16 protein-coding genes are annotated in these 19,269 nt (G+C 43.6%); 15 read left to right on the top strand and 1 reads right to left on the bottom strand.

The annotated features are described in order from the left end of the window. The first annotated feature begins 121 nt into the window (after positions 1 to 121). From ABFV72_RS04335 to pgsA, 14 genes are all read left to right on the top strand, one after another. On the top strand, positions 122 to 1,456 hold the full coding sequence (locus tag ABFV72_RS04335) for a tyrosine-type recombinase/integrase (protein WP_347162575.1): 1,335 nt from the start codon (positions 122 to 124) through the stop codon (positions 1,454 to 1,456). A gap of 114 nt (positions 1,457 to 1,570) precedes the next feature. Beyond that, positions 1,571 to 2,755 carry a hypothetical protein gene (locus ABFV72_RS04330; RefSeq protein ID WP_347162574.1) on the top strand — a complete coding sequence of 395 codons (1,185 nt, stop codon included), beginning with the start codon at positions 1,571 to 1,573 and terminating at the stop codon, positions 2,753 to 2,755. A gap of 106 nt (positions 2,756 to 2,861) precedes the next feature. After that, entirely contained in the window at positions 2,862 to 3,275 is a 414-nt protein-coding gene (locus tag ABFV72_RS04325) for an antiterminator Q family protein (protein ID WP_347162573.1), read from the top strand. A gap of 214 nt (positions 3,276 to 3,489) precedes the next feature. Continuing rightward, the gene (locus ABFV72_RS04320) at positions 3,490 to 5,661 is read left to right on the top strand and encodes a hypothetical protein (protein WP_347162572.1); all 2,172 of its coding nucleotides are present in this window, start codon (positions 3,490 to 3,492) and stop codon (positions 5,659 to 5,661) included. A gap of 91 nt (positions 5,662 to 5,752) precedes the next feature. Further along, positions 5,753 to 6,364: a hypothetical protein gene (locus ABFV72_RS04315; RefSeq protein ID WP_347162571.1), complete on the top strand. Its 612-nt coding sequence runs from the start codon at positions 5,753 to 5,755 to the stop codon at positions 6,362 to 6,364. A gap of 198 nt (positions 6,365 to 6,562) precedes the next feature. Next, positions 6,563 to 6,802, top strand: a complete 240-nt coding sequence (locus ABFV72_RS04310) for a helix-turn-helix transcriptional regulator (protein WP_347162570.1) — start codon at positions 6,563 to 6,565, stop codon at positions 6,800 to 6,802. A 2-nt stretch (positions 6,803 to 6,804) separates the two neighbouring features. Beyond that, positions 6,805 to 7,089, top strand: a complete 285-nt coding sequence (locus ABFV72_RS04305) for a helix-turn-helix domain-containing protein (protein ID WP_347162569.1) — start codon at positions 6,805 to 6,807, stop codon at positions 7,087 to 7,089. Next, positions 7,086 to 7,361, top strand: coding sequence for a hypothetical protein (locus ABFV72_RS04300; RefSeq protein ID WP_347162568.1), 276 nt, complete (start codon positions 7,086 to 7,088; stop codon positions 7,359 to 7,361). The genes ABFV72_RS04305 and ABFV72_RS04300 overlap by 4 nt, the downstream gene beginning before the upstream one ends. Continuing rightward, on the top strand, positions 7,354 to 7,635 hold the full coding sequence (locus ABFV72_RS04295; RefSeq protein ID WP_347162567.1) for a hypothetical protein: 282 nt from the start codon (positions 7,354 to 7,356) through the stop codon (positions 7,633 to 7,635). Before ABFV72_RS04300 ends, ABFV72_RS04295 begins: the two co-directional genes overlap by 8 nt. Continuing rightward, positions 7,622 to 8,272, top strand: coding sequence for a hypothetical protein (locus tag ABFV72_RS04290; RefSeq protein WP_347162566.1), 651 nt, complete (start codon positions 7,622 to 7,624; stop codon positions 8,270 to 8,272). Before ABFV72_RS04295 ends, ABFV72_RS04290 begins: the two co-directional genes overlap by 14 nt. Further along, a complete protein-coding gene (locus ABFV72_RS04285) occupies positions 8,265 to 8,846 on the top strand; it encodes a hypothetical protein (protein WP_347162565.1) in 582 nt (193 codons plus the stop codon). The genes ABFV72_RS04290 and ABFV72_RS04285 overlap by 8 nt, the downstream gene beginning before the upstream one ends. A 109-nt stretch (positions 8,847 to 8,955) precedes the next feature. Further along, positions 8,956 to 11,073, top strand: a complete 2,118-nt coding sequence (locus ABFV72_RS04280) for a DUF3987 domain-containing protein (protein WP_347162564.1) — start codon at positions 8,956 to 8,958, stop codon at positions 11,071 to 11,073. Between the two features lie 1,227 nt (positions 11,074 to 12,300). Next, positions 12,301 to 12,702, top strand: coding sequence for a hypothetical protein (locus tag ABFV72_RS04275; protein ID WP_347162563.1), 402 nt, complete (start codon positions 12,301 to 12,303; stop codon positions 12,700 to 12,702). A gap of 759 nt (positions 12,703 to 13,461) precedes the next feature. Further along, a complete protein-coding gene (gene pgsA / locus ABFV72_RS04270) occupies positions 13,462 to 14,145 on the top strand; it encodes a CDP-diacylglycerol--glycerol-3-phosphate 3-phosphatidyltransferase (protein WP_057758088.1) in 684 nt (227 codons plus the stop codon). A 102-nt stretch (positions 14,146 to 14,247) separates the two neighbouring features. Here the strand turns inward: pgsA and ABFV72_RS04265 are convergent, their stop codons facing one another. Then, positions 14,248 to 14,742, bottom strand: coding sequence for a pyridoxamine 5'-phosphate oxidase family protein (locus ABFV72_RS04265; RefSeq protein ID WP_057758090.1), 495 nt, complete (start codon positions 14,740 to 14,742; stop codon positions 14,248 to 14,250). Positions 14,743 to 15,224: 482 nt separating this feature from the next. On the opposite strand from ABFV72_RS04265, the gene purL reads away from it, so the two are divergent. Further along, on the top strand, positions 15,225 to 19,241 hold the full coding sequence (gene purL / locus ABFV72_RS04260; RefSeq protein WP_347162562.1) for a phosphoribosylformylglycinamidine synthase: 4,017 nt from the start codon (positions 15,225 to 15,227) through the stop codon (positions 19,239 to 19,241). Positions 19,242 to 19,269 lie beyond the last annotated feature (28 nt).

The following is a 19,269-nucleotide window of genomic DNA, read 5'->3' as shown; positions in this document are numbered from 1 at the left end:
TGGGTTACATGCTAATATCTATTATCTAGTGTTATCACAACTGACCACCATTTAGTTACATTATTGGTGGTCAAAGTGGTGGTCAAGTTCTCATCTATATAGATAGTAAAGGCGTGTAATAATGGCAGCGTTAACAACTGATACTCAAATAAAGAAAGCTATCAAAGAAGCGCAAGGGCAAAAGCGTGTCTATCACACTATTGGTGGGTATCAAGGTTTAAGGCTACGTATGAGGGGTGGTTGTATCGAGTTTCAGCACCGCTACACGCACCCAATGACTGGCAAACGCAAGGAGATGACGCTCGGACAATACCCCGCATTGTCACTTGAGCAGGCAAGACGAATGCACAACGACAATATGAGCATGCTTGCCAATAGGATGGACCCAATCTCGCAGCGCGATAATGAACGAACCAAACAAGCCACTGCTATCAATAACACCTTCCAAGCCGTAGCTGATGACTGGCTATATGAGCAAACCAGCAACCCTGACCACCAACCAGCACCCAGTACCTTAACAAACATCAACAGCTACCTAAAACCGTTGGTAACAGCGTTCGGTAAATTCCCCGTTAGTGAGATCACAAGCCAGCAAGTGCTAGCCTTATGCCGCGACATACAGAAAACTCATGTGCATAAAGGTAACCGTGTTAAGCATATGGGGCAGCGTATCTTTGCCCATGCCGTACTAAAGGGCTTTATTGAGTATAACCCCGTGACCCAACTTTCAGGTGCCAAAGCATTGAAGGCCACACGCACCAAGCACCATGCGTCACTGACAGACCCCAAGGACTTTGCTGTCTTACTAAGAGATATCGATCAGCTGAGTGATAAGCATGCCTATAACAAAACAATACTCAAGTTATTAACGCTGACCTTTGCCCGTGTAGGTGATATATGCGCGATGCGATGGGCAGATATTGACCTGAACGCTAAGCAATGGGTTTTTACACCTCAAAAAGGACAGAGGCGTGAGGACATGGTGGAGAGTTTGGTTGTACCACTGGCGCCGCAAGCAATAGCAGTCATAGAGCAAATGCAGTCACTAACGGGTGGCTATGAGTATGTTTTCTATAACGGCAACCGTAAGAAAGGCCAATATCATGATCCGCAAGCAATCAATAAAGTATTAAACGATCCATCTATGAATAGCGGTGGCATTGGTGCCAACTACGAGGGTAGAGGTTACAAAGAAGTGCACACGCCCCATGGATTCCGTGCCAGCGCAAAAACCATGCTGATGGAAAGACTAGGTTATGACGAGCTACTGACAGAGATACAGCTAGGGCACCAAATGCTTAACAAGTACGGCAAAGCGTATAACCGTATGCAAGCCGTACCTGAACGAACGCGCATGATGACTGAATGGGCAAACTATTTAGATAATATTAAGGCTGGCAAGATTGACAACGTCATTCACACTAGCTTTAAACAACAAGCACAAAAGCTGGGTTAATGCTCAGCTAAACACTTTGCAAGGCTAGGACTAATTACCCGAACGGCAGCTATTCACACCCTTATGCTGTCACTGCCTTGCTCCTATTTTTGCTTAAGGGTGTAGGGGTGTGATATGAGCGTATTAGATGATGAAGTATTTCAAGGGAAAAAATATATTCTCGCAGTTGATTTTATAAATCTAGCTGCTAGCACTACAAAAGATTATATAGATGATATAGCTTCCTACCTTGTCTTAAATAATTTTGATAAAGAAGTATCGTCTTATTTAATGGATAAATATTCGCGTGTCACTCGAGTTGAACATAGCCAATCTCATGATTATGATGTTAATACTAGAAATTTTTTAGAGAATTGCCACTCAAAGGTAATTCTTAGTAAGAGTATTTCACTCCGCTTAATAAATGATTTAAAAGGGGACTTCTATTACTCCTATGAAGAGTTAGAGTCCATAGGGTGTATCAAAAAACTAAAGCTAGAACTGACTGCTGAAGCAGCTAGAGTAGTTAGGGACAAGGTAAGAAAATATGATGAGAATGAGATACATTTTATTTATCGAAAGCCTATAGATAAACCTGAAGAGCCTAATGCATGGCAGTTAAATTACTTCAAGTTAGAAAGGTTTGATATTAAAACCGCGGCTTGCTTACTTGCTGGTATAGAAGTGCGCCTTATAGATGAGCATGAAGGCGAAAGTTTATTCGCGGAAGTATTCGCTGATTATATTAGCTATAAACTGATGTTTGAGTTAGCTATAGATAACAACGAGGTCAGTTTCGATGATGATCTTATTACATCTGAAGATTTACAGAAATATCTCTTCAGGATTGGTTATGTTCTTAAGGGTTTCAATGACTGGTTAAGAATTGAGCCAGCAAAACCTTTGGTAGATGTTCAATTACCTGTTATAGATTCTAGCTTGCCAAAAACACCAAAAGTAGACCATGATGAGTTTACGGAAAAATATGAAGTGCTTAAGAAGAAGCATGAAAGCTTAAATAAGGAATTTGATAAAATCAAGAAGCAGCTTATGGATGCTACGGTTGAGCTGGATGACAATACTGCCGCAAGTTATCAGACAACTATAGGTATATTATTGGAGATAATGAAAGCGCCAAAAGGAACAGAAGACAAACCAGCATTTCCTAGCGAAGCTGCCATCATTGGGTTAGCTACTGAAGAAGCAATATTCCGTCAAGGTAAAACATCTTTAGAAAATCGCTTTGGGGTAGCAAAAGAGGCGCTGGCCAATGAAAGAAAAAAACCGCATAACCTCAAGAGAAGTTCGAACCCACGTTAGTGTGTCATGATTCTAGTTGCTGTACATACTGGAGCGACTCATCAGTTATTAAGATGTGAAGCAATGAGCAAACTAATTTTACATCCGTATTTTTTTGGATCTTTGTATGATTGATTTCGGCGTAGAAGTGCAGGAATTGCTGACAGCATGGGGTAACTGGGTGTTGGCAGAAGGCAACGGTTTAGGGTATTCAAGTCCGATGGCTAGTCTAATGCGTGGACATGTTGTAGAGAAAAGCAAAATACGTTCCGCTATGTTTCTCACTGATGACGAAGCACTAAAAGTAGAAAGACTAGTAACCATTCTATGCGAATGTAAACCCTTAGAAGGCAAGATTTTAAAGCTAAAATATATTGACCGTATGAGTACCAATGGCATAGCAGAGTATTACCTAACGCCGCTCAAGTATGGTAAGGATAGCGTTAACAAAGTAAGCTCGCATACCGCTGTACAACATATAGCACGTGCTGAGGGATTTATCGCAGGTTTAATAGTTGGACAAACAAGGTTAAGCCACTGACACTACACTGCCAACAATAAAGCGGCCATACTTTAATAAGTGTGGCTTTTTTAATGCCAAGTGAATAACTAGGCATAAACTTGCATCCCAATTAGGGCATAGCTTCACCCTAGTTAGGATGCCCATAATACAGGCTTGAGCCATACTGATAACCTCAATCAACGTTAGTTTCAATCTGAAAACTTGAGCTAACAACATTAAGAGAGGTTCAAACATGGCGGCGATCAAAAAAGAACTAGTCATAAATCTAATCAGAGCTTATGAGAAAAAAGGCATGGGTGGTCAAGAGATTATGATTAAGTTGCTAAAGCGCAAAGATGGCCTAGGTAAAAACATGCAAGCTCTTGTTGACAGTTATGTCGATGACGGCTCAGCCACACCACTAGAGGACGCGGGTAAATTCTTTGGCATCGATGCAGGTCGAGCACCTAACAGTCGTGAGGTTGGAACGTCAAGCCAAAACGCGTCAATAGGTGACAAACTAAGCTCGTATGGGACAAGTGCTGCAATGGGCTTGGCTGATGCTGGCGCAGGTATCGTGCAGATGAACAAACAGTTCGCAGACAAAGCTAACACAGTCGCTAATAGCGTACTTGGAACTAATCTAGATACCAATGCAGCAGGTCGTTACAACAAAGAGTATGAGCAAGCAAATTTAGCCACTGACGGTGCGCGTTCGGTCGCAGGTCGTAGCGGTGGTGATTGGGTGCGTGGCGGTACTGAGATTGCAGCGACATTGCCAATCTATGCAGCAGGTCGAGGCGCAACACTTGGCGCTCGAATGGCTGACCAAGGCGTGAGAGGTGCAGCAGTGGGTGCAGCTCAATACGCAGACGACACAGACGACAGACTGCTAAATATGGGCATAGGCGCAGCAGGTGGTGCAATCGGTCAAGGTGTTGGTGAGAAAGTCGGTAGCGCAATCGGCAAGGGCGTAACAAAAGCAGTTAATGCCAGACGCGGTAATCTTGCACCAGCTTACAAGGAGATTGACGACCTCGGCAAGCAGTTTGATGTAAAAACGTCGGTGGGTGATATCAAAGGCGGCGGCATTATTAAGAACACAGAAACCCATCTCGAGCGCATACCAATAGTAGGTATGGGCAAGTTTAGAGAAGGGCAACACAGTCAAGCGAAGGCCGCATCACGTAAAATCACTGGTAAACTTAAAGCTGTTATGGCCGACACTGATTACAAGGCATTGCCAACCATCAGACAAGCAGCAGACGCAGGTGATAGAAACGCAGCGCGTGTGCTGAACATCGTAGAAACAGCAGGTGATGACACAGGGCGCGTACTACAAGCCAGTGCAGAGGTTCGAGCGTTCCGTGAGGGTAAGATTGCATCAAGACTGTATGATAAGGTTGATGATGCAGTTGCAGCGAGTGGTAATGACATTGTTACCCCTACCAATACGCAGTCAGCACTAATAAAAACGCTTGATGAACAAGCGGCATCTTTATCGCCTGATGATGTTATTGTTCGAGAGCTCACAGGCATACAAGCCAATTTAGCGGATGCAGCCAAACCGAAAGACTTTGCTAATATGCGTCAGTTGCGATCAAGACTTGGTAATCTTGCAAGTGAGCTAGGGATAAGCGGAAAAGGTGCGGCATCAAAAGCTATCGGTGACTTGCGACAAGCGGTCGACGATGATATAGCAGCCTTTGCGCTTAACTCAGGTAACGCAGGTATCAAAAAAGCCTACCAACGTGCAGACAAGTTTTATAAGAATGCAATGAAGCGTGCGGACAAGGCTATTGCCAATGCAATGGATAGTAACAAGCCCGATGAAATTTACAAAGCATTTATTAAAACAGGTCAAGGCGATAGAGCTAACAACTTCTATCGAGCATTAGACCCAAAAGGGCAAGCGGCATTGCGTTATCAGATGGCAGATGAGGCTATCAATAAGGCCACTAATGAGAGTACAGGTAGTTTCAGTCCTGCCAATTTCGCAAAAGAATTTGAGCGATTGAGTGACCCATATAGCAATATCTTTAAGGGCGACGATAAAAAGCAAATGGACGGACTAGTTAAGCTCATGCGACACGTTGAGCGAGCAGGTCAGTACAAAGAGAACCCACCAACAGGAGTAAGACTTACTGATGTTGCTATGGTTGGTGGTGCTGTTTCCAACCCAATAGGGACCGCAAAAATTGCAGGGATGGCAGCATTGGCAAAAACGCTACTAACCACCAACGCAGGCAAAAATCTATTGCTAGCAGCTAACAAACTACCCGAACACAAACAAGCTGCATTGGATAATCTACTAAAGATGGCAGCTAAGCTGTCAGCAGCAGCAGGTGCCAAGACAGGTCAAGAAGTTAATAACAGCGTAGCAAGCACGAAGATTGCTAATAATGCGCCATTAACATCGTTCTAATCACTTGTTAGATATAGATTGCTTAAAGCACTTTAGTTTGGTTATAGTGCTTTTCAGGCACTATATTTTAACTACTACACTGGAGAATAGATTGAAGTCATTTTTAGTAAGACTACTTCAAGTCCTATGGGTTATTGGATTCGCAGTTGTATTAGGTGGTATTTTTGCCAATATTGCATTCTACAATGAATTACCTGCAGCGGTATTCGGTGCATGCGCATGGCTCATTTTTTTTGCAGTAATTCAATACTTACTTTTTGCTACTCTTGATCCTAGGGCTCTGTTCGATGGCAGCATAGTACCTAACAATAAAGGCGGTATTACTAGAAGGTCTTTTGCTATTGGTATTGCTACTAGCTTGGCATTGGTAGTAATAAGCGGCGTTATAACTAAGCTATATCTTACCTATCAAGATAATCAAAAACTTGAAGCTGGTAGTGATATTGATTTTTACAGCGAAATACTTACAGAAAGTACCTACCGCCATGACTTTACAGATTGCTACTACACTGAAGAGGACAAACCAAAGAAAGCTGATGTGCAGCAGATAGCTAGAAACTTAGAAGATCAAGGTGTTGTTGGATTGAATATACTCGTAGAAATAGCAGATCGTAACGACAAAATAGGCGAAGCCTTTCGGTGTGCAATTAGGGAAGATATGAGTATTGATGAAATGGCGACGATAGCCGGCATTGATTACTAATAAATCTACTGTACCTTCAAAACTAAAACCCACCCATTAATCGGTGGGTTTTTTCAATTATATGTTCTTCTAATCGATCAACTGGCACCCTACTTAGGATGCGAACTCACCCCAACTAGGATGGCAGCCCACTAAGCTTTTAGCATACTGATAACTCAAGTAAACGCCATTACATGGCATTAAATAGGAGTTAGCAAAATGCTAAACATATCAACCCCACCCACCAACGCCGAACATCCTGCTCCATTAAACCCTCAAGGTTATTCACGCATTCAGCCCACAGCTGAACTTATCGGACTTCATCACCAAACGCTAAGACGCTGGTGGAAAGCTAATAAATTCCCAAAACCAATCAACGTGAATGGTGTTCCAATGTTTAGGAATAGCGATATTTTGCGCTTTCTTGAAAATCAGCAATCAGCTAGCAAGGGGGCTTAATCATGAATACTACAGACACTGCGCCAGTGACAAACCAGCCAGCACCTAAAACACAGATTGACACTGTCAGAGCGCACCTGATGACAGGGGCAACAATCACTACTTGGGATGCTTACCGCCTTTATCAAATCACATGCCTAGCGCAGCGCATACATGACCTAAGAACCGCAGGGCTAACCATTCAAAGCGAAATAGTCACGCACAATGACAAGCGTTTTTCGGTCTATTGGCTTGATGAGCAAACCTTGCTTGAAAGTGAACTGTCTAGCAGCGAGGTGAACCCATGAGCCAATCAAACGAAGTATTAGAGCCGCGCCTAGTGGCAGTAGATAGTTATTATCTGTCTGTCATTAATGACCGCATACAAGACATATCAAACGATGCTGAGAGCCTAGCAATGGCACTTAGTGCGATCAGCACAGATGATGACGCTAGCCGTGGCGTAATAGTCGCTATACGGTCTGCTTTACTCGCTAACAGTGAACTGGCAACCATTCTAAGCGAGCAGATGGACGGGCTTATCTTACTGCCTGAGCTGGAGGTAACAGACCATGAGTGATAACGACCTAGTGAATGAAGTTATAGACAGGTTAAAAGGTGAAGGATTTTTGATGATAACTGATGAATTTATAGATCAGCTAATCATTACCCTACATGCCAACGTGACCGCCATTAATAGTCTGACTGAGATAGTAGAAGTAGAAAATAAAATGCTAGCTCTACGCGGTTCGCTACCGACAGGTAATAGACAAGTAAATTCGCTTAAAGGGTTATCGACTCGAATAGCAGAAATAGCTTTTAACGTGGAAGGGGTAAGAGATGAGCAAAGATAACAAAAGCGACCTAACATTCTGTGATGTGGAGCACGATAGCCAGAATGGCACGAATTTGAGCCTTTATCATAAGAATTTGAGTGTAAATAGCCAAAATTTGAGCCTAAATGCTGCAAATTTGAGTCTTATTTGTGATATTACAAACAAGATCACTAAATTAGTGAAAAACATAAAAAATCGCCTGTTTTTTGGCAGTGAAAAAAAAGGATGTAACAGGGGAGATTACCCATTTTTAGGTAGCTTTTTGACATCTAGTAATAACGAAAACGATAGCTTTACAAGTCATGATAACAAGCGTTACTATAGAGTCCTCTCAAAACTTATTAGCGACTTGCCAAGTCGTAAACCTTTGGCTTTTTTTGTGCCTGATAATAGCGCAGCCTCTCAAGCTGTTACTATCCATTCAAGCATAGCCCCACAAGCGCACCTAAGCGCCACAAGGGGGCAAACCATCATATCTAAGGTAAGCAATTTACTGACCGACTATGACGGGTTGACGCTGCAAAATACAATAGCCGAAAGGCGAATATGCGGGGCGGTTTCTAATAAGACCGAGAGTAAGACCCGTCACCCTATACTTTTACCGTATAGCGTGGCATTCACTCAAAACTTATTAGGAGTTATCCATCATGGGTAAATCAATCAGCACGACCTCAAACACTCAAACCACTACCAACAGCACACCAGCCACGTTTAAGGTAGGTGATAGCGTTCTGTGTCCATCTGTGGGCAATGGCACTTATACCCTAGTCCAAAAGTCAAAAGACTGCCTAACCATCAATATTGGCAATGTTGAGTGCCTATATCGCGCTGATGGTAGGGCTTATCATGATGACTGCTACGCACTGCCCCAGCTATTCCATGACACGCTAGCCAACCGCCAAGCTATAGCAACGCTATACAATGGCAGCCAATCAAGCCAGCGCACAGTAATAGACATAACCGAACCGAACGACAACGAAGTTATTGTTATGTCATCTTTTGAGTTATCAGATATTGCTTGTGACCTTGAAAGCGCAGCCGTTGTTATAAGTGACATTGGCAAGCTGTTAGCACTTATTCACTATGAGAAAATAAAACCTGATATTGCTATATCAATGGCACGCTTAACGCATGACACCACTGAAACATGGCATGAGCTACTGCAAAGCCAGTTATGTTCAATCAAGAAAACCCTAGCAATGACTCGTTACGGCAAGGAGGGTAAATAATGAAAACCTACCCACCAAAGCAAAGCCGTAAGCACGCCAAGCGCAAAAGCTACTACAAGAAGTACAGAGCCACGCGACAGCCTAAACAGTCACAAGCAAGGGGGAACAGATGACCACCACACCAACAGACACCCATAAAAAAGCCCGCGCATTTAGCGCAGGCTTTGAGATGATAAGTAGGTTTAATGCAGCTACACGGCAAGAGCTGGCAGATGACAATACATTATTAAACTTATATAACCTATGTGATCAGTTATGCTCGCAAGATAAGCTATTGCACCTTGATAGCAATATTACCATAACAACAGGCTTTGATACAGGTAAGACAGTGCCCACGGCTGGCACGATAGGGCTAGTACTGAGCAGTAACCAAGATCAACCCGTCACCCTTGCCAGCATTACCGCCAACGGCAAGCATGATCCGTTAATCATTGACCGTATGCAGCCGTCTGCCTTAATTATTGGCACGTTAGACAGTGGTAATGAGATTATAGCGATTGATGACGCATTAGAGGACGTTGTAAAGCTCGCTTACTACCTTATAGCTGATAACGTCACGCTACTGGTAAGCCTTGATAAGTTGCTATTCAACAGCATGGTTAGTCATTTTGCCGAAGTTTATCCCGTGACTATCTTTGCTACCCTAGATCAGAAAGACAAAGTTTGTAAGCCGTTCAAGGGCGAGAACGTCAAAGCCATTGTTACCAGTGATAGAAACGTACTAGAGCATTTAGAGTATGGCGAGCTAAGCTATAGAAATATATTAGCCCTTGATGATACAACCATATTCGATCTACAAGCTGAGATATGGGGCGAACCTGAACCATTAGCCAATGATCCTAGCAAACCCACACCATACCCAATAAATGCTTTCACAGGACTACTAAGGCGGGTTATTGAGTTAGTGGCGTACTACGCACAAGTGCCGCTTGCCATGGCAGGTCAGTGCGTTTTAGGGTCACTAGCACACATGGGACAGCGGTTTATTGATGCACCTTTTGGTCATAGTCATATGGCAGCTTGCTTGATATTAATCACGGAGGGTGAAAGCGGCAGCGGTAAAACACAAGCAATGGGCTTAACTCACTTCAAAATTAAAGAGTATGAGCGCCAGAAGTACGCTAGCTATCTAGATGACGTATCAACGTGGGAAAGTGACAAGGCTAGTTTAAAGGGTAAAGAGCTATCCACGTTCTTAGATGAAAACCCTAAACCGCAAAATCCTAAGACATTGTTTGATGATGCAACTATTGAGCCGATACTCGATAGGTTTATTAGTGGTGAAATGAGTAACGCATCGTGGACCACAGATGAAGCAGGGCAATTCTTCAATGGCCATACGATGACTGGTGACACTGCAGGTAGCGCATTGTCTGCAATTACTAAGCTATATAGTGATGGCGAAGTGTCTCGTTTACGCTCGCAAAAGTCTGCTTATGCCACGCCGCAAACAGATGCACATGGTGTACGCATGACACTACTGCTACAGGGTCAACGGGTAGTGTTAGAGCAGGCATTAACTGATCCTTTAATGAATGGACAAGGGTTTTTAGCAAGGGCCTTAATTGCTTGTCCTGAAGACTTGCGCGGTCAAAGAACTTGGGACGACGAGCAGCGCAGGAATGATAGCCCATATGATAATCCTGATTTGATCGCTTACTGGTCACGTTGTCATAGCTTGCTTGATCCGCTACCAGCTAGCCTACCCAATGACAGCACAGGCACACCGCAGCGTATCAAAATGCAGTGGGCAGATGGTGCAGAACAAGTCTTCTATAAACATATGCAGGCAATAGAGAATCGTCAAGCACAAGGGCAGACATTGGAGTATTTAAAAGCGTATGCATCACGGATGGCAGAAAATGCTAGTCGTATAGCATCATTGATGGCGTTCTTTGATGAGCGCAAGGTAGTAACTATTGATGATATAACGCGTGCTTTTATGCTAGTGGAATACTCAACAGCCGAACGCTTGCGCTATCTTGATGCAACGCCAGCAGGTGAGCAGAACGATAGTGAGAAACTAAGTAGCTGGCTAGTCGATAAAGTGCGGGGTAAAAACCCACCTATATTGAATAAGTCATTTGTTACCCAAAATGCACCCAATGCACTAAGAGGCAAGAAGCTTAACGGTTTACTTGAAGACTTACAAAGTGTGGGACATATCAGGTTAGAAAGTGACGGGCGCAGGCGTTTGGTATGTATCAACCCTAAGCTGATTAATTAACCTCAGTTATAACTTAGCTAACCTTAAAAAGCTGCTAAACTTGCTAAACTTTATATAGCCCTTGCCAGTCAAGGGCTTAACTTTAGGTAGTGCGCTGCTAAGCGTTGCTAAACTTGCTAATCTATCGCTAAACTTGGCTAACTTTAGCGGAACTATAGCAAGTTTAGCAGAACCTTAGCAGGTACAATCTAAGCTACAGGCTATAAGTAATAAGGCTTAGCGGAACTTTAGCAACTTTAGCGACTTTTTCTAGGTATAAAACTATATTGGTAGGCGTTTATCGTCTGCCTTTTTTTGTGCCTAATGTTTATAAATGTTTATCGTGAGATCAGTTTGAGCACTGCCAGCATGTTAATAAATGTTAAGGTTTATCTAGGTTTTCGGACACGCTAGGCGATCACTACCAAGCCCTTTTTATAGTGTAAAGAAACTAAGGTTTCCCCTAGGTTTTTGGACATCGTAAAACCCAACAAAACCCAATATTCAAAATGAAAATATGAAGTAGTGAACCTGTCAAAACTTGTGGTCTATAACATGTCAAAACCGTACATTCAAAACCAATTTGCATGTTGTCATTTGTTAACATTGGCAGACAGTACCGACTTAATAAAACTTAACATTGAGAACCTGAGAAAACCTGAACCCTCACATAGTAGAACCTCACAAAACCTCACATTGAAACGTTAGAAAACTACATATCGCAAACCTTATAAAACCTTACATTGAAAACCAAATCACACACCGCGCAATATTGGCTTGAACCTTGCCTCTACCTAGTTTTCGGAGTCCATAACAAGGGGCAATTTTCGGACATTGCAAGCAGGGTTAAAAATGAGTTGTTGGACACGTTAGGGGGAGTTTATGGAACAGTACGCGCACGCGCGAGGCGATCACTAATGACGGGGTTTTCATACATGATAAAAAGGAGTTTTTGGAGTCCATAAAAAGAGCGACTTTTGCGAACAGTACGCACACGGGTGCAGCTTATACCATTGCTGGCGAGTTTTCAGACATCTTAGGGGGCAATTAAAATAATACTTTGAGTCCATAAAAAAGAGTGGTTTTTCGGACTACTATAAAAGGGCTGGGGGACTTTTGCGACAAGTATCGTAAGAGTAGGGCTTACAGCGATTAGTAGTAGGTTAAAGCCGTGTTAAAAGTTAAAGCGCACCGTTTGTCAGTCATGCTAAGGTATAGTGTATTGAATGGACACCAGTGGACGAATAGATGAACAAGTTAATCCCTATAATCTTATTATCACTGACAGCTTGCCAGCCCAGTAAAAATACGATTGATAATGTTGATGATGCTATAACTGTTCATGATTTATATTGGTCAGGTTATGGCAATGTTGAGCCATACCCATTTACTACTGAGTATGGTCATATTGCTTGCAGCTTAAACGAAGTAACATATTACCCTGATGATACGATCAATGATGAGTCGCAAGTAGGCCTACCATTAAACAAGCTGGCTCAACTCAGACAAAATGAAAGCAACATGAAGCCAACAGTAAAAAATGCTATCAAGCCTAATGCTGATTTGTCCGAAGCTATTAGAATGGGGCTAGATAGGTGCAAGCAGGTACAACAGCAATTAGATAAACTTAGATCAGAAAGCGGTATGTAAAAAGTCAATGAGCTAAACTTTTAATTTCGCTTACGTAAAAATATGCATATGGCAGCGGTCACCGCCTGCGAAATCCTGAACAATGATACCGCCCTACCGTGTTGAGAAATGTTGAAACTCAGAACCCAATCAAGTGAATGACAGGAATATCCATATTTTTGGTGGTCAAACTATTAAAATTTTGAGCAGATGGTGGTCAAATTGGTGGTCAGATTGATGTATAAAAATATTAAAACTATATAAATCAATGGTTTAACGGACAAAAAAAGGCCCACAGAGGAGGTACTGTGGGCTGAGGAAAACGGGTCATGTATTAGCTACACAGGCCGTGGTCAAGAGTTGTTGTAATTATTGGTGCTCTCTACTGTTATTCATAAGGGTAATAGTTATCAATACAATAGGTGGAGATATTTAACTATTAACATTTACTGATTTAAGTGTACAAGTGTTCTGGTACAGTCGCTATGATAGCGCAATTGAGTGCCGTCTGGCGGTTTTGGTTACAGTATATTACGTTGTAAAAATCCAAAAGACGCCAAGACTGGTATGAAGTACTGATATTTAGAGTAAGTAGCGGAGCTTTATGATGAAATCATTGATAAAGGCTTTCAATAATTTCAATAGCTTATGTCGATAGAAGGTCATTTAGTCAACCTTGATACCTTTGATAACTCAATCGCTGCAGAGATGGCATGACGCCTTGTCCGAAAAATGCTAAGCTATCTGCCATTATTATGTTCATATTAAACTGGGTTTGCCATGACTGACAGCACGCATTTGCATACGCAGGAAGAACCGCCAAGTTCGCAAAATACCAAGAGTATTTTTAACTTGCCTAACAACCTTACGATTGCGCGTATCTTGATGATTCCGCTATTTGTCGCGATTGCTTATTGGCCGCCAGCCATGGGTATTGGTATGCCCGCGATTTCAGACAATGTCATTGCGCGCGTTGGGATGAGTGAATTTAGCGATAGCTTGTTGCGCCATTTATTATTGACCGGCGTCTTTATTATTGCCGCGATTACTGATTGGCTCGATGGGTATTTTGCTCGTAAACTTAATGTCATGTCAGCCTTTGGTCGATTTTTAGACCCTGTTGCTGATAAGTTAATGGTAGCTGTAGCGCTCATCGTTCTGGTACAGTGGCATCCCAATATCATTATGGCGATAGCGGCTATCGTCATCATTTCGCGTGAAATCGCAGTATCAGCATTACGCGAATGGATGGCGGAACTAGGTAAAAGCACTAGCGTCGCAGTATCTTATGTTGGCAAACTAAAGACCACGTTTCAGATGGTAGCGATTACCGTACTACTACTTAATTGGCAGTCGCTTGAAACCATCGGTTACGTATTAATGGTCGCTGCTGTGATACTTACCTTATGGTCGATGATGATTTATCTAAAAGCAGCTTGGCCTTATTTAAAGCAAAGCGGGTAGTTTCATAAGACAAAAGTAATCAGCTCAAAACTTAGACAATAAAAAACGCCAGTCGCATTAGCCACTGGCGTTTTTGTTTTTACTGCTTATAAATCAGACGACTTATAGTGTCACTGAGTTGTTTTCACCTAAGTTGGTCGCTTTCTTACCGTCCATTACTGCAGCAGTGGTCATCTTAAACATATTGACTACTGAGCTACCGCTTAGCCAGTATTCTGCACCATGTGGGACGACTTTGATTAATTGGACGTTTGGATCTTCTTTACCTTGCTCATAAAACGCATTGTAAATTGGCGACCATAGCTCATCTAGCTTTTCTTGGTCTTCGACCAGTTCTGCTTTACCGTTAATTGAGACATAATCTTTTGAATCTTGACTGACATAGGCCAAGTTCACTTGTGGGTCTTTTTCGATATCTTTAATAGTTTCAGTAGTTTTATCACCAATAAACCAAATCTCTTTTGCGCCAATGCTTGTCTCGCTAGTGGTCATCGGGCAGGCATGTAAATGGCCTTCATGAGTACGAGTGGTCATCATGGCAAACTTTACTTCTTTTACCAGTTCTTGTACTTTATCGATATGGTCTTGTCTACTCATAATAAATTTCCTTTTTTATGATGTTTTAATTGGGCTTGTATAGCGTTGTTTTAATTAGCCGAGTTGAACAGTTGATTATTTATAGTAATTTTTCTTTAGGCTAGATATGTCTAACTATTAAATAAATCTAAAAGTTAAACGTCATCGTCGCCTTAACAACTGAGACTAGAATACCGAGTTGTCACCATACATTTATATAGGTTCCCAGTAATGCGATGTGAGTGTTTGTAAGGAATATGAAGGTTAGGTAAAAATTGTGACAGCATAGATTTGAGCGTTCTATTTTTCGATAGATAATTAAAAAACGACTTAAAAAGATACTTTTTTGAATTATCGATTCGCAAATAACAAGTGGTGATAGAGTGCAACTTATCGGCAATTTATCTTGGTTTAGACCTGCTTATTACAGGTCTTCTTGTTATAATACCCATACCATTTACTTAGCATGGCAGAGATGCCTTGATCTTACGGATTATGCCTTTATGATGACCATCGCCGGACAACCGTTTCTTACCGATTTTCAGACGCAGCAACTCATCAGTCAGTTTCAGCAAAAAACCGAGCTAAATGTCAGTCAAATAAGTACACAGCAAGTGTATGTGCTATCACGAGAGCTATCTGGTGATGAACATAAAAAAGCGCTAGATTTACTAGCGGTTGACCAGTCAGCAACGCTAAATGCGCCGCAAGACAACCAACTACAAGTCATCGTTGGGCCACGTTTTGGTACGATATCGCCATGGGCAAGTAAAGCGACAGATATCTTTAATAACTGTGAAATCGAGATCAATCGTGTTGAGCGTGTCGTCGTTTATACGTTAACCCTCGATGAAAAAATAGACGGTGACGCAGGCGAAAAACTACCAGTAGACGCCGAGCAGTTATTGTTTGACCGTATGACTCAGAGCTTGGTCTATGACTTGAGCGATGTCAGCAAATTGTTCGATGATCAAGCGCCAGCATCATTGAATCATATCGACGTGATCGGACAAGGTCAGTCAGCGCTAGAATCAGCCAATACAGAGTTCGGCTTTGCGTTATCAAGTGAAGATATTGATTATCTGATGAATGCCTATGTCAATGAGTTGAAGCGCAACCCAACTGACGTTGAACTGATGATGTTTGCACAGGCAAACTCAGAGCATTGCCGTCATAAGATTTTTAATGCCCAGTGGACAGTTGATGGTGCAGTGCAGCCAAAATCACTGTTTCAAATGATTAAAAATACCTATCAGTCTAATCCTCAAGGTATCTTGTCAGCGTATAAAGACAACGCTGCTGTGATGGCAGGGTCTGATGGCATGCGTTTTTATCCTATTCCAACTGACGCGATGGATGCCAACTCAATCCATCCTTACGACTTTCATCAAGAAAACATCGATATCTTAATGAAAGTTGAGACGCACAACCACCCAACAGCGATTGCCCCTTATTCTGGTGCGGCAACAGGTGCGGGCGGTGAGATTCGTGACGAAGGTGCGACTGGTCGTGGCGGTAAGCCAAAAGCGGGTCTAACAGGATTCCACGTATCACATCTGCATATCCCAGAGCTTAGCGAAAAATGGGAGCAGTCAGGTCAATTGAGCACGCAGGATTATGGCACGCCAGATCGTATGGCAACCAGCCTTGAGATCATGACCGAAGCGCCATTAGGTTCAGCCAATTTCTCAAACGAGTTTGGTCGTCCAAATCTATGCGGTTACTTCCGTAGTTTCCAGTTGGACACCTCAGCGGCAAAAGACGGCAGCGAGATGCGCGGCTATCACAAGCCAATCATGCTGGCAGGTGGTTACGGCAATATCAAACGCAACCTTATTGAAAAAAATGCAATCACAAAAGGCGATTTGCTAATCGTCCTTGGTGGCCCTGCGATGCAAATCGGTCTGGGCGGCGGTGCCGCATCGTCAGTCGATAGTGGTGACCTTGATGAAGGTTTAGACTTTGCCTCAGTTCAGCGCGATAACGCTGAGATGGAGCGTCGTTGCCAAGAAGTCCTTGATCGCTGCTGGGCACTCGCGGGCGATGATGTCGATGTAAGCAATAACAGTAAAGACGGCAACCCAATCGTCTCACTACATGACGTAGGGGCAGGTGGTCTGTCTAACGCGATGCCAGAACTGGTCAATGACCATGAAATGGGCGCGCATCTGAACTTGCGTAAGATTCCATCGTTAGAAGCTGGCATGTCGCCAATGGCCATCTGGTCAAACGAAGCGCAAGAGCGTTATGTGCTAGCGATTCGCCCAGAGAGCAAAGATCAGTTCGATGCGATCTGTGCCCGTGAGCGCTGCCCATATGCTATCTTGGGCGAGGCGACAGATATCCGTCAGCTAATCGTTGATGATGAGCTGTTGGACGAGCAACCAGTCGATATGCCGATGCAAGTACTGCTCGGCGGTACACCGAAAATGCAACGCAGCTTTGAGCGTACTGATAGCACGCTACCAGCATTAGAGCTTGGTGATGTGAATCTAGCTGAATCAATCACCGATGTATTGCGTCACCCAACGGTGGCTAGCAAATCATTCTTGATTAGCATTGGTGACCGTTCTATCACAGGTATGGTCGTGCGTGATCAGTATGTGGGTCGCTATCAAGTGCCTGTATCAGATTGCGCGGTGACGGCTTCTGGCTTAGTGGCATTAGATGGTCAGCCAATGACTGGCGAAGCAATGAGTGTCGGCGAGCGTACGCCTGTTGCGCTTATCAGTCCAAAAGCCTCTGCGCGTCTAGCAGTCGGTGAAGCGATTACCAACATCGCTGGTGCGCGTATCGCTCAGTTGTCTGATATCACCATGTCGGCGAACTGGATGGCTGCATGTGGTGATGACGTAGAAGATGCGGCATTGTTCGACGCTGTCCATGCCGTTGGTGAAGAGCTATGCCCAGCACTGGGTATCGCTATCCCAGTCGGTAAAGACTCGTTATCGATGCGTGCTAACTGGACTGACAATGCTAACGAGAATGGTGAAAATCAAGACAAGTCCGTTGTATCGCCAATGAGTTTGGTCGTGACGGCGTTTGCGCCTGTTGTTGACGTCGCAAAAACGCTAACTCCTGAGCTAATTAATGGCGATAGCGCGTTCTACCGCATTGACTTGTCAAAAGGTAAATTGCGTCTAGGCGGTTCAATCCTTGCGCAAACGCTTAGCCAATTGGGTAACGATTGCCCAGATTTAGCGCAACCAAGCGACTTGATCGACTTCTTTAACTTTATCCAAGCAGGTAATGCACAAGGCATCATCAGCGCCTATCACGATATTGGTGATGGTGGACTACTAGCAACCATCGCTGAGATGCAGTTCACTAGTCGTCAAGGTATCAAGCTGTCATTGACGGATGATAACTTGCTCGGTCAGTTGTTCAGTGAAGAGTTGGGTGCGGTCATTCAAGTATTACCAGAAAACGTCGCTGCTCTAATGCAATTGGCAGAAGAGTTTAACGTTGCTGATATGCTGAGCCTCGTTGGTCAAAGCTCTGAAGAAGACAGTCTGCTTATCCAAACGCCAACGCTCATGGGTGATGATACTTTACGCTTTAGCCGTACTGAATTACAGCAAGCGTGGACTCAGGTCAGCTATCAAATCGCGCGTCGCCGTGATAATCCAGCGTGTGTACAGCAAGAGTATGACTTGATTAGCGACGCTAGCCATAAAGGCCTAATCGCTGCGCCAAACTTTGATCTCAATCAAAAAGTCGAAGAGCCATACTTAGCCAGTCGTGAAAACAAGCCAAGAGTCGCTATCTTGCGTGAGCAAGGCGTCAATGGTCAGACAGAGATGGCAGCAGGCTTTACCCAAGCGGGCTTTGAAGCGGTCGATGTACACATGAGCGATCTACTCAGTGGTCGCATCAATCTACGTGACTTCGATGGTTTGGTCGCTTGTGGTGGCTTTAGCTATGGTGATGTACTCGGCGCAGGTTCTGGCTGGGCGAACTCTATTTTGTTCCATGACGAGCTACGTATGCAGTTTGTCCGCTTCTTCGCCCGTCCTGATACCTTCTCACTAGGTGTCTGTAACGGTTGTCAGATGATGGCTCAGTTAAAAGACCTCATCCCAGGTGCAGAAAACTTCCCACGTTTCATCGCTAATAAATCAGCTCGATTTGAAGCGCGTACGGTCAACGTAAAAGTCGAGCGTACCAAGTCGATCTTGTTCAAAGGCATGCAAGACAGCATCCTGCCAATCGCTGTAGCGCATGGTGAAGGTTACGCCACGCTAGACAACACAGAAATCGACGGTATGGCAAAACACGGTCAGCTTGCGATGCGTTATGTCGACAGCCAAGGTCATCCAACTGAGACGTATCCGCTCAATCCAAACGGTTCGCTCGACGGTGTCACGGGTCTATGTAGCACTGATGGTCGCGTCACTATCATGATGCCGCATCCTGAGCGTAACCTAAAAGCCTATAACCACAGCTGGAAACCAGAAGAGTGGGATGAGGACGGCGCGTGGATGCGTATGTTCCGTAACGCTCGCGCTTGGTTGCGCTAGTCGCTACTCAGACCTCTAATAATTGCTT

Source organism: Psychrobacter proteolyticus (assembly GCF_039762275.1).
Lineage (GTDB): Bacteria > Pseudomonadota > Gammaproteobacteria > Pseudomonadales > Moraxellaceae > Psychrobacter > Psychrobacter proteolyticus_C.
Note: the sequence above shows the minus strand (reverse complement) of the source record. Positions and strands in the feature narration are given on the sequence as shown.

What these genes read in the sequence shown, in the direction of transcription:
- ABFV72_RS04335 (WP_347162575.1), top strand. Translation starts at nt 122, where the DNA reads ATGGCAGCGTTAACAACTGATACTCAAATAAAGAAAGCTATCAAAGAA.
- ABFV72_RS04330 (WP_347162574.1), top strand. Translation starts at nt 1,571, where the DNA reads ATGAGCGTATTAGATGATGAAGTATTTCAAGGGAAAAAATATATTCTC.
- ABFV72_RS04325 (WP_347162573.1), top strand. Translation starts at nt 2,862, where the DNA reads ATGATTGATTTCGGCGTAGAAGTGCAGGAATTGCTGACAGCATGGGGT.
- ABFV72_RS04320 (WP_347162572.1), top strand. Translation starts at nt 3,490, where the DNA reads ATGGCGGCGATCAAAAAAGAACTAGTCATAAATCTAATCAGAGCTTAT.
- ABFV72_RS04310 (WP_347162570.1), top strand. Translation starts at nt 6,563, where the DNA reads ATGCTAAACATATCAACCCCACCCACCAACGCCGAACATCCTGCTCCA.
- ABFV72_RS04305 (WP_347162569.1), top strand. Translation starts at nt 6,805, where the DNA reads ATGAATACTACAGACACTGCGCCAGTGACAAACCAGCCAGCACCTAAA.
- ABFV72_RS04300 (WP_347162568.1), top strand. Translation starts at nt 7,086, where the DNA reads ATGAGCCAATCAAACGAAGTATTAGAGCCGCGCCTAGTGGCAGTAGAT.
- ABFV72_RS04295 (WP_347162567.1), top strand. Translation starts at nt 7,354, where the DNA reads ATGAGTGATAACGACCTAGTGAATGAAGTTATAGACAGGTTAAAAGGT.
- ABFV72_RS04290 (WP_347162566.1), top strand. Translation starts at nt 7,622, where the DNA reads ATGAGCAAAGATAACAAAAGCGACCTAACATTCTGTGATGTGGAGCAC.
- ABFV72_RS04285 (WP_347162565.1), top strand. Translation starts at nt 8,265, where the DNA reads ATGGGTAAATCAATCAGCACGACCTCAAACACTCAAACCACTACCAAC.
- ABFV72_RS04280 (WP_347162564.1), top strand. Translation starts at nt 8,956, where the DNA reads ATGACCACCACACCAACAGACACCCATAAAAAAGCCCGCGCATTTAGC.
- ABFV72_RS04275 (WP_347162563.1), top strand. Translation starts at nt 12,301, where the DNA reads ATGAACAAGTTAATCCCTATAATCTTATTATCACTGACAGCTTGCCAG.
- pgsA (WP_057758088.1), top strand. Translation starts at nt 13,462, where the DNA reads ATGACTGACAGCACGCATTTGCATACGCAGGAAGAACCGCCAAGTTCG.
- ABFV72_RS04265 (WP_057758090.1), bottom strand. Translation starts at nt 14,742, where the DNA reads ATGAGTAGACAAGACCATATCGATAAAGTACAAGAACTGGTAAAAGAA.
- purL (WP_347162562.1), top strand. Translation starts at nt 15,225, where the DNA reads ATGATGACCATCGCCGGACAACCGTTTCTTACCGATTTTCAGACGCAG.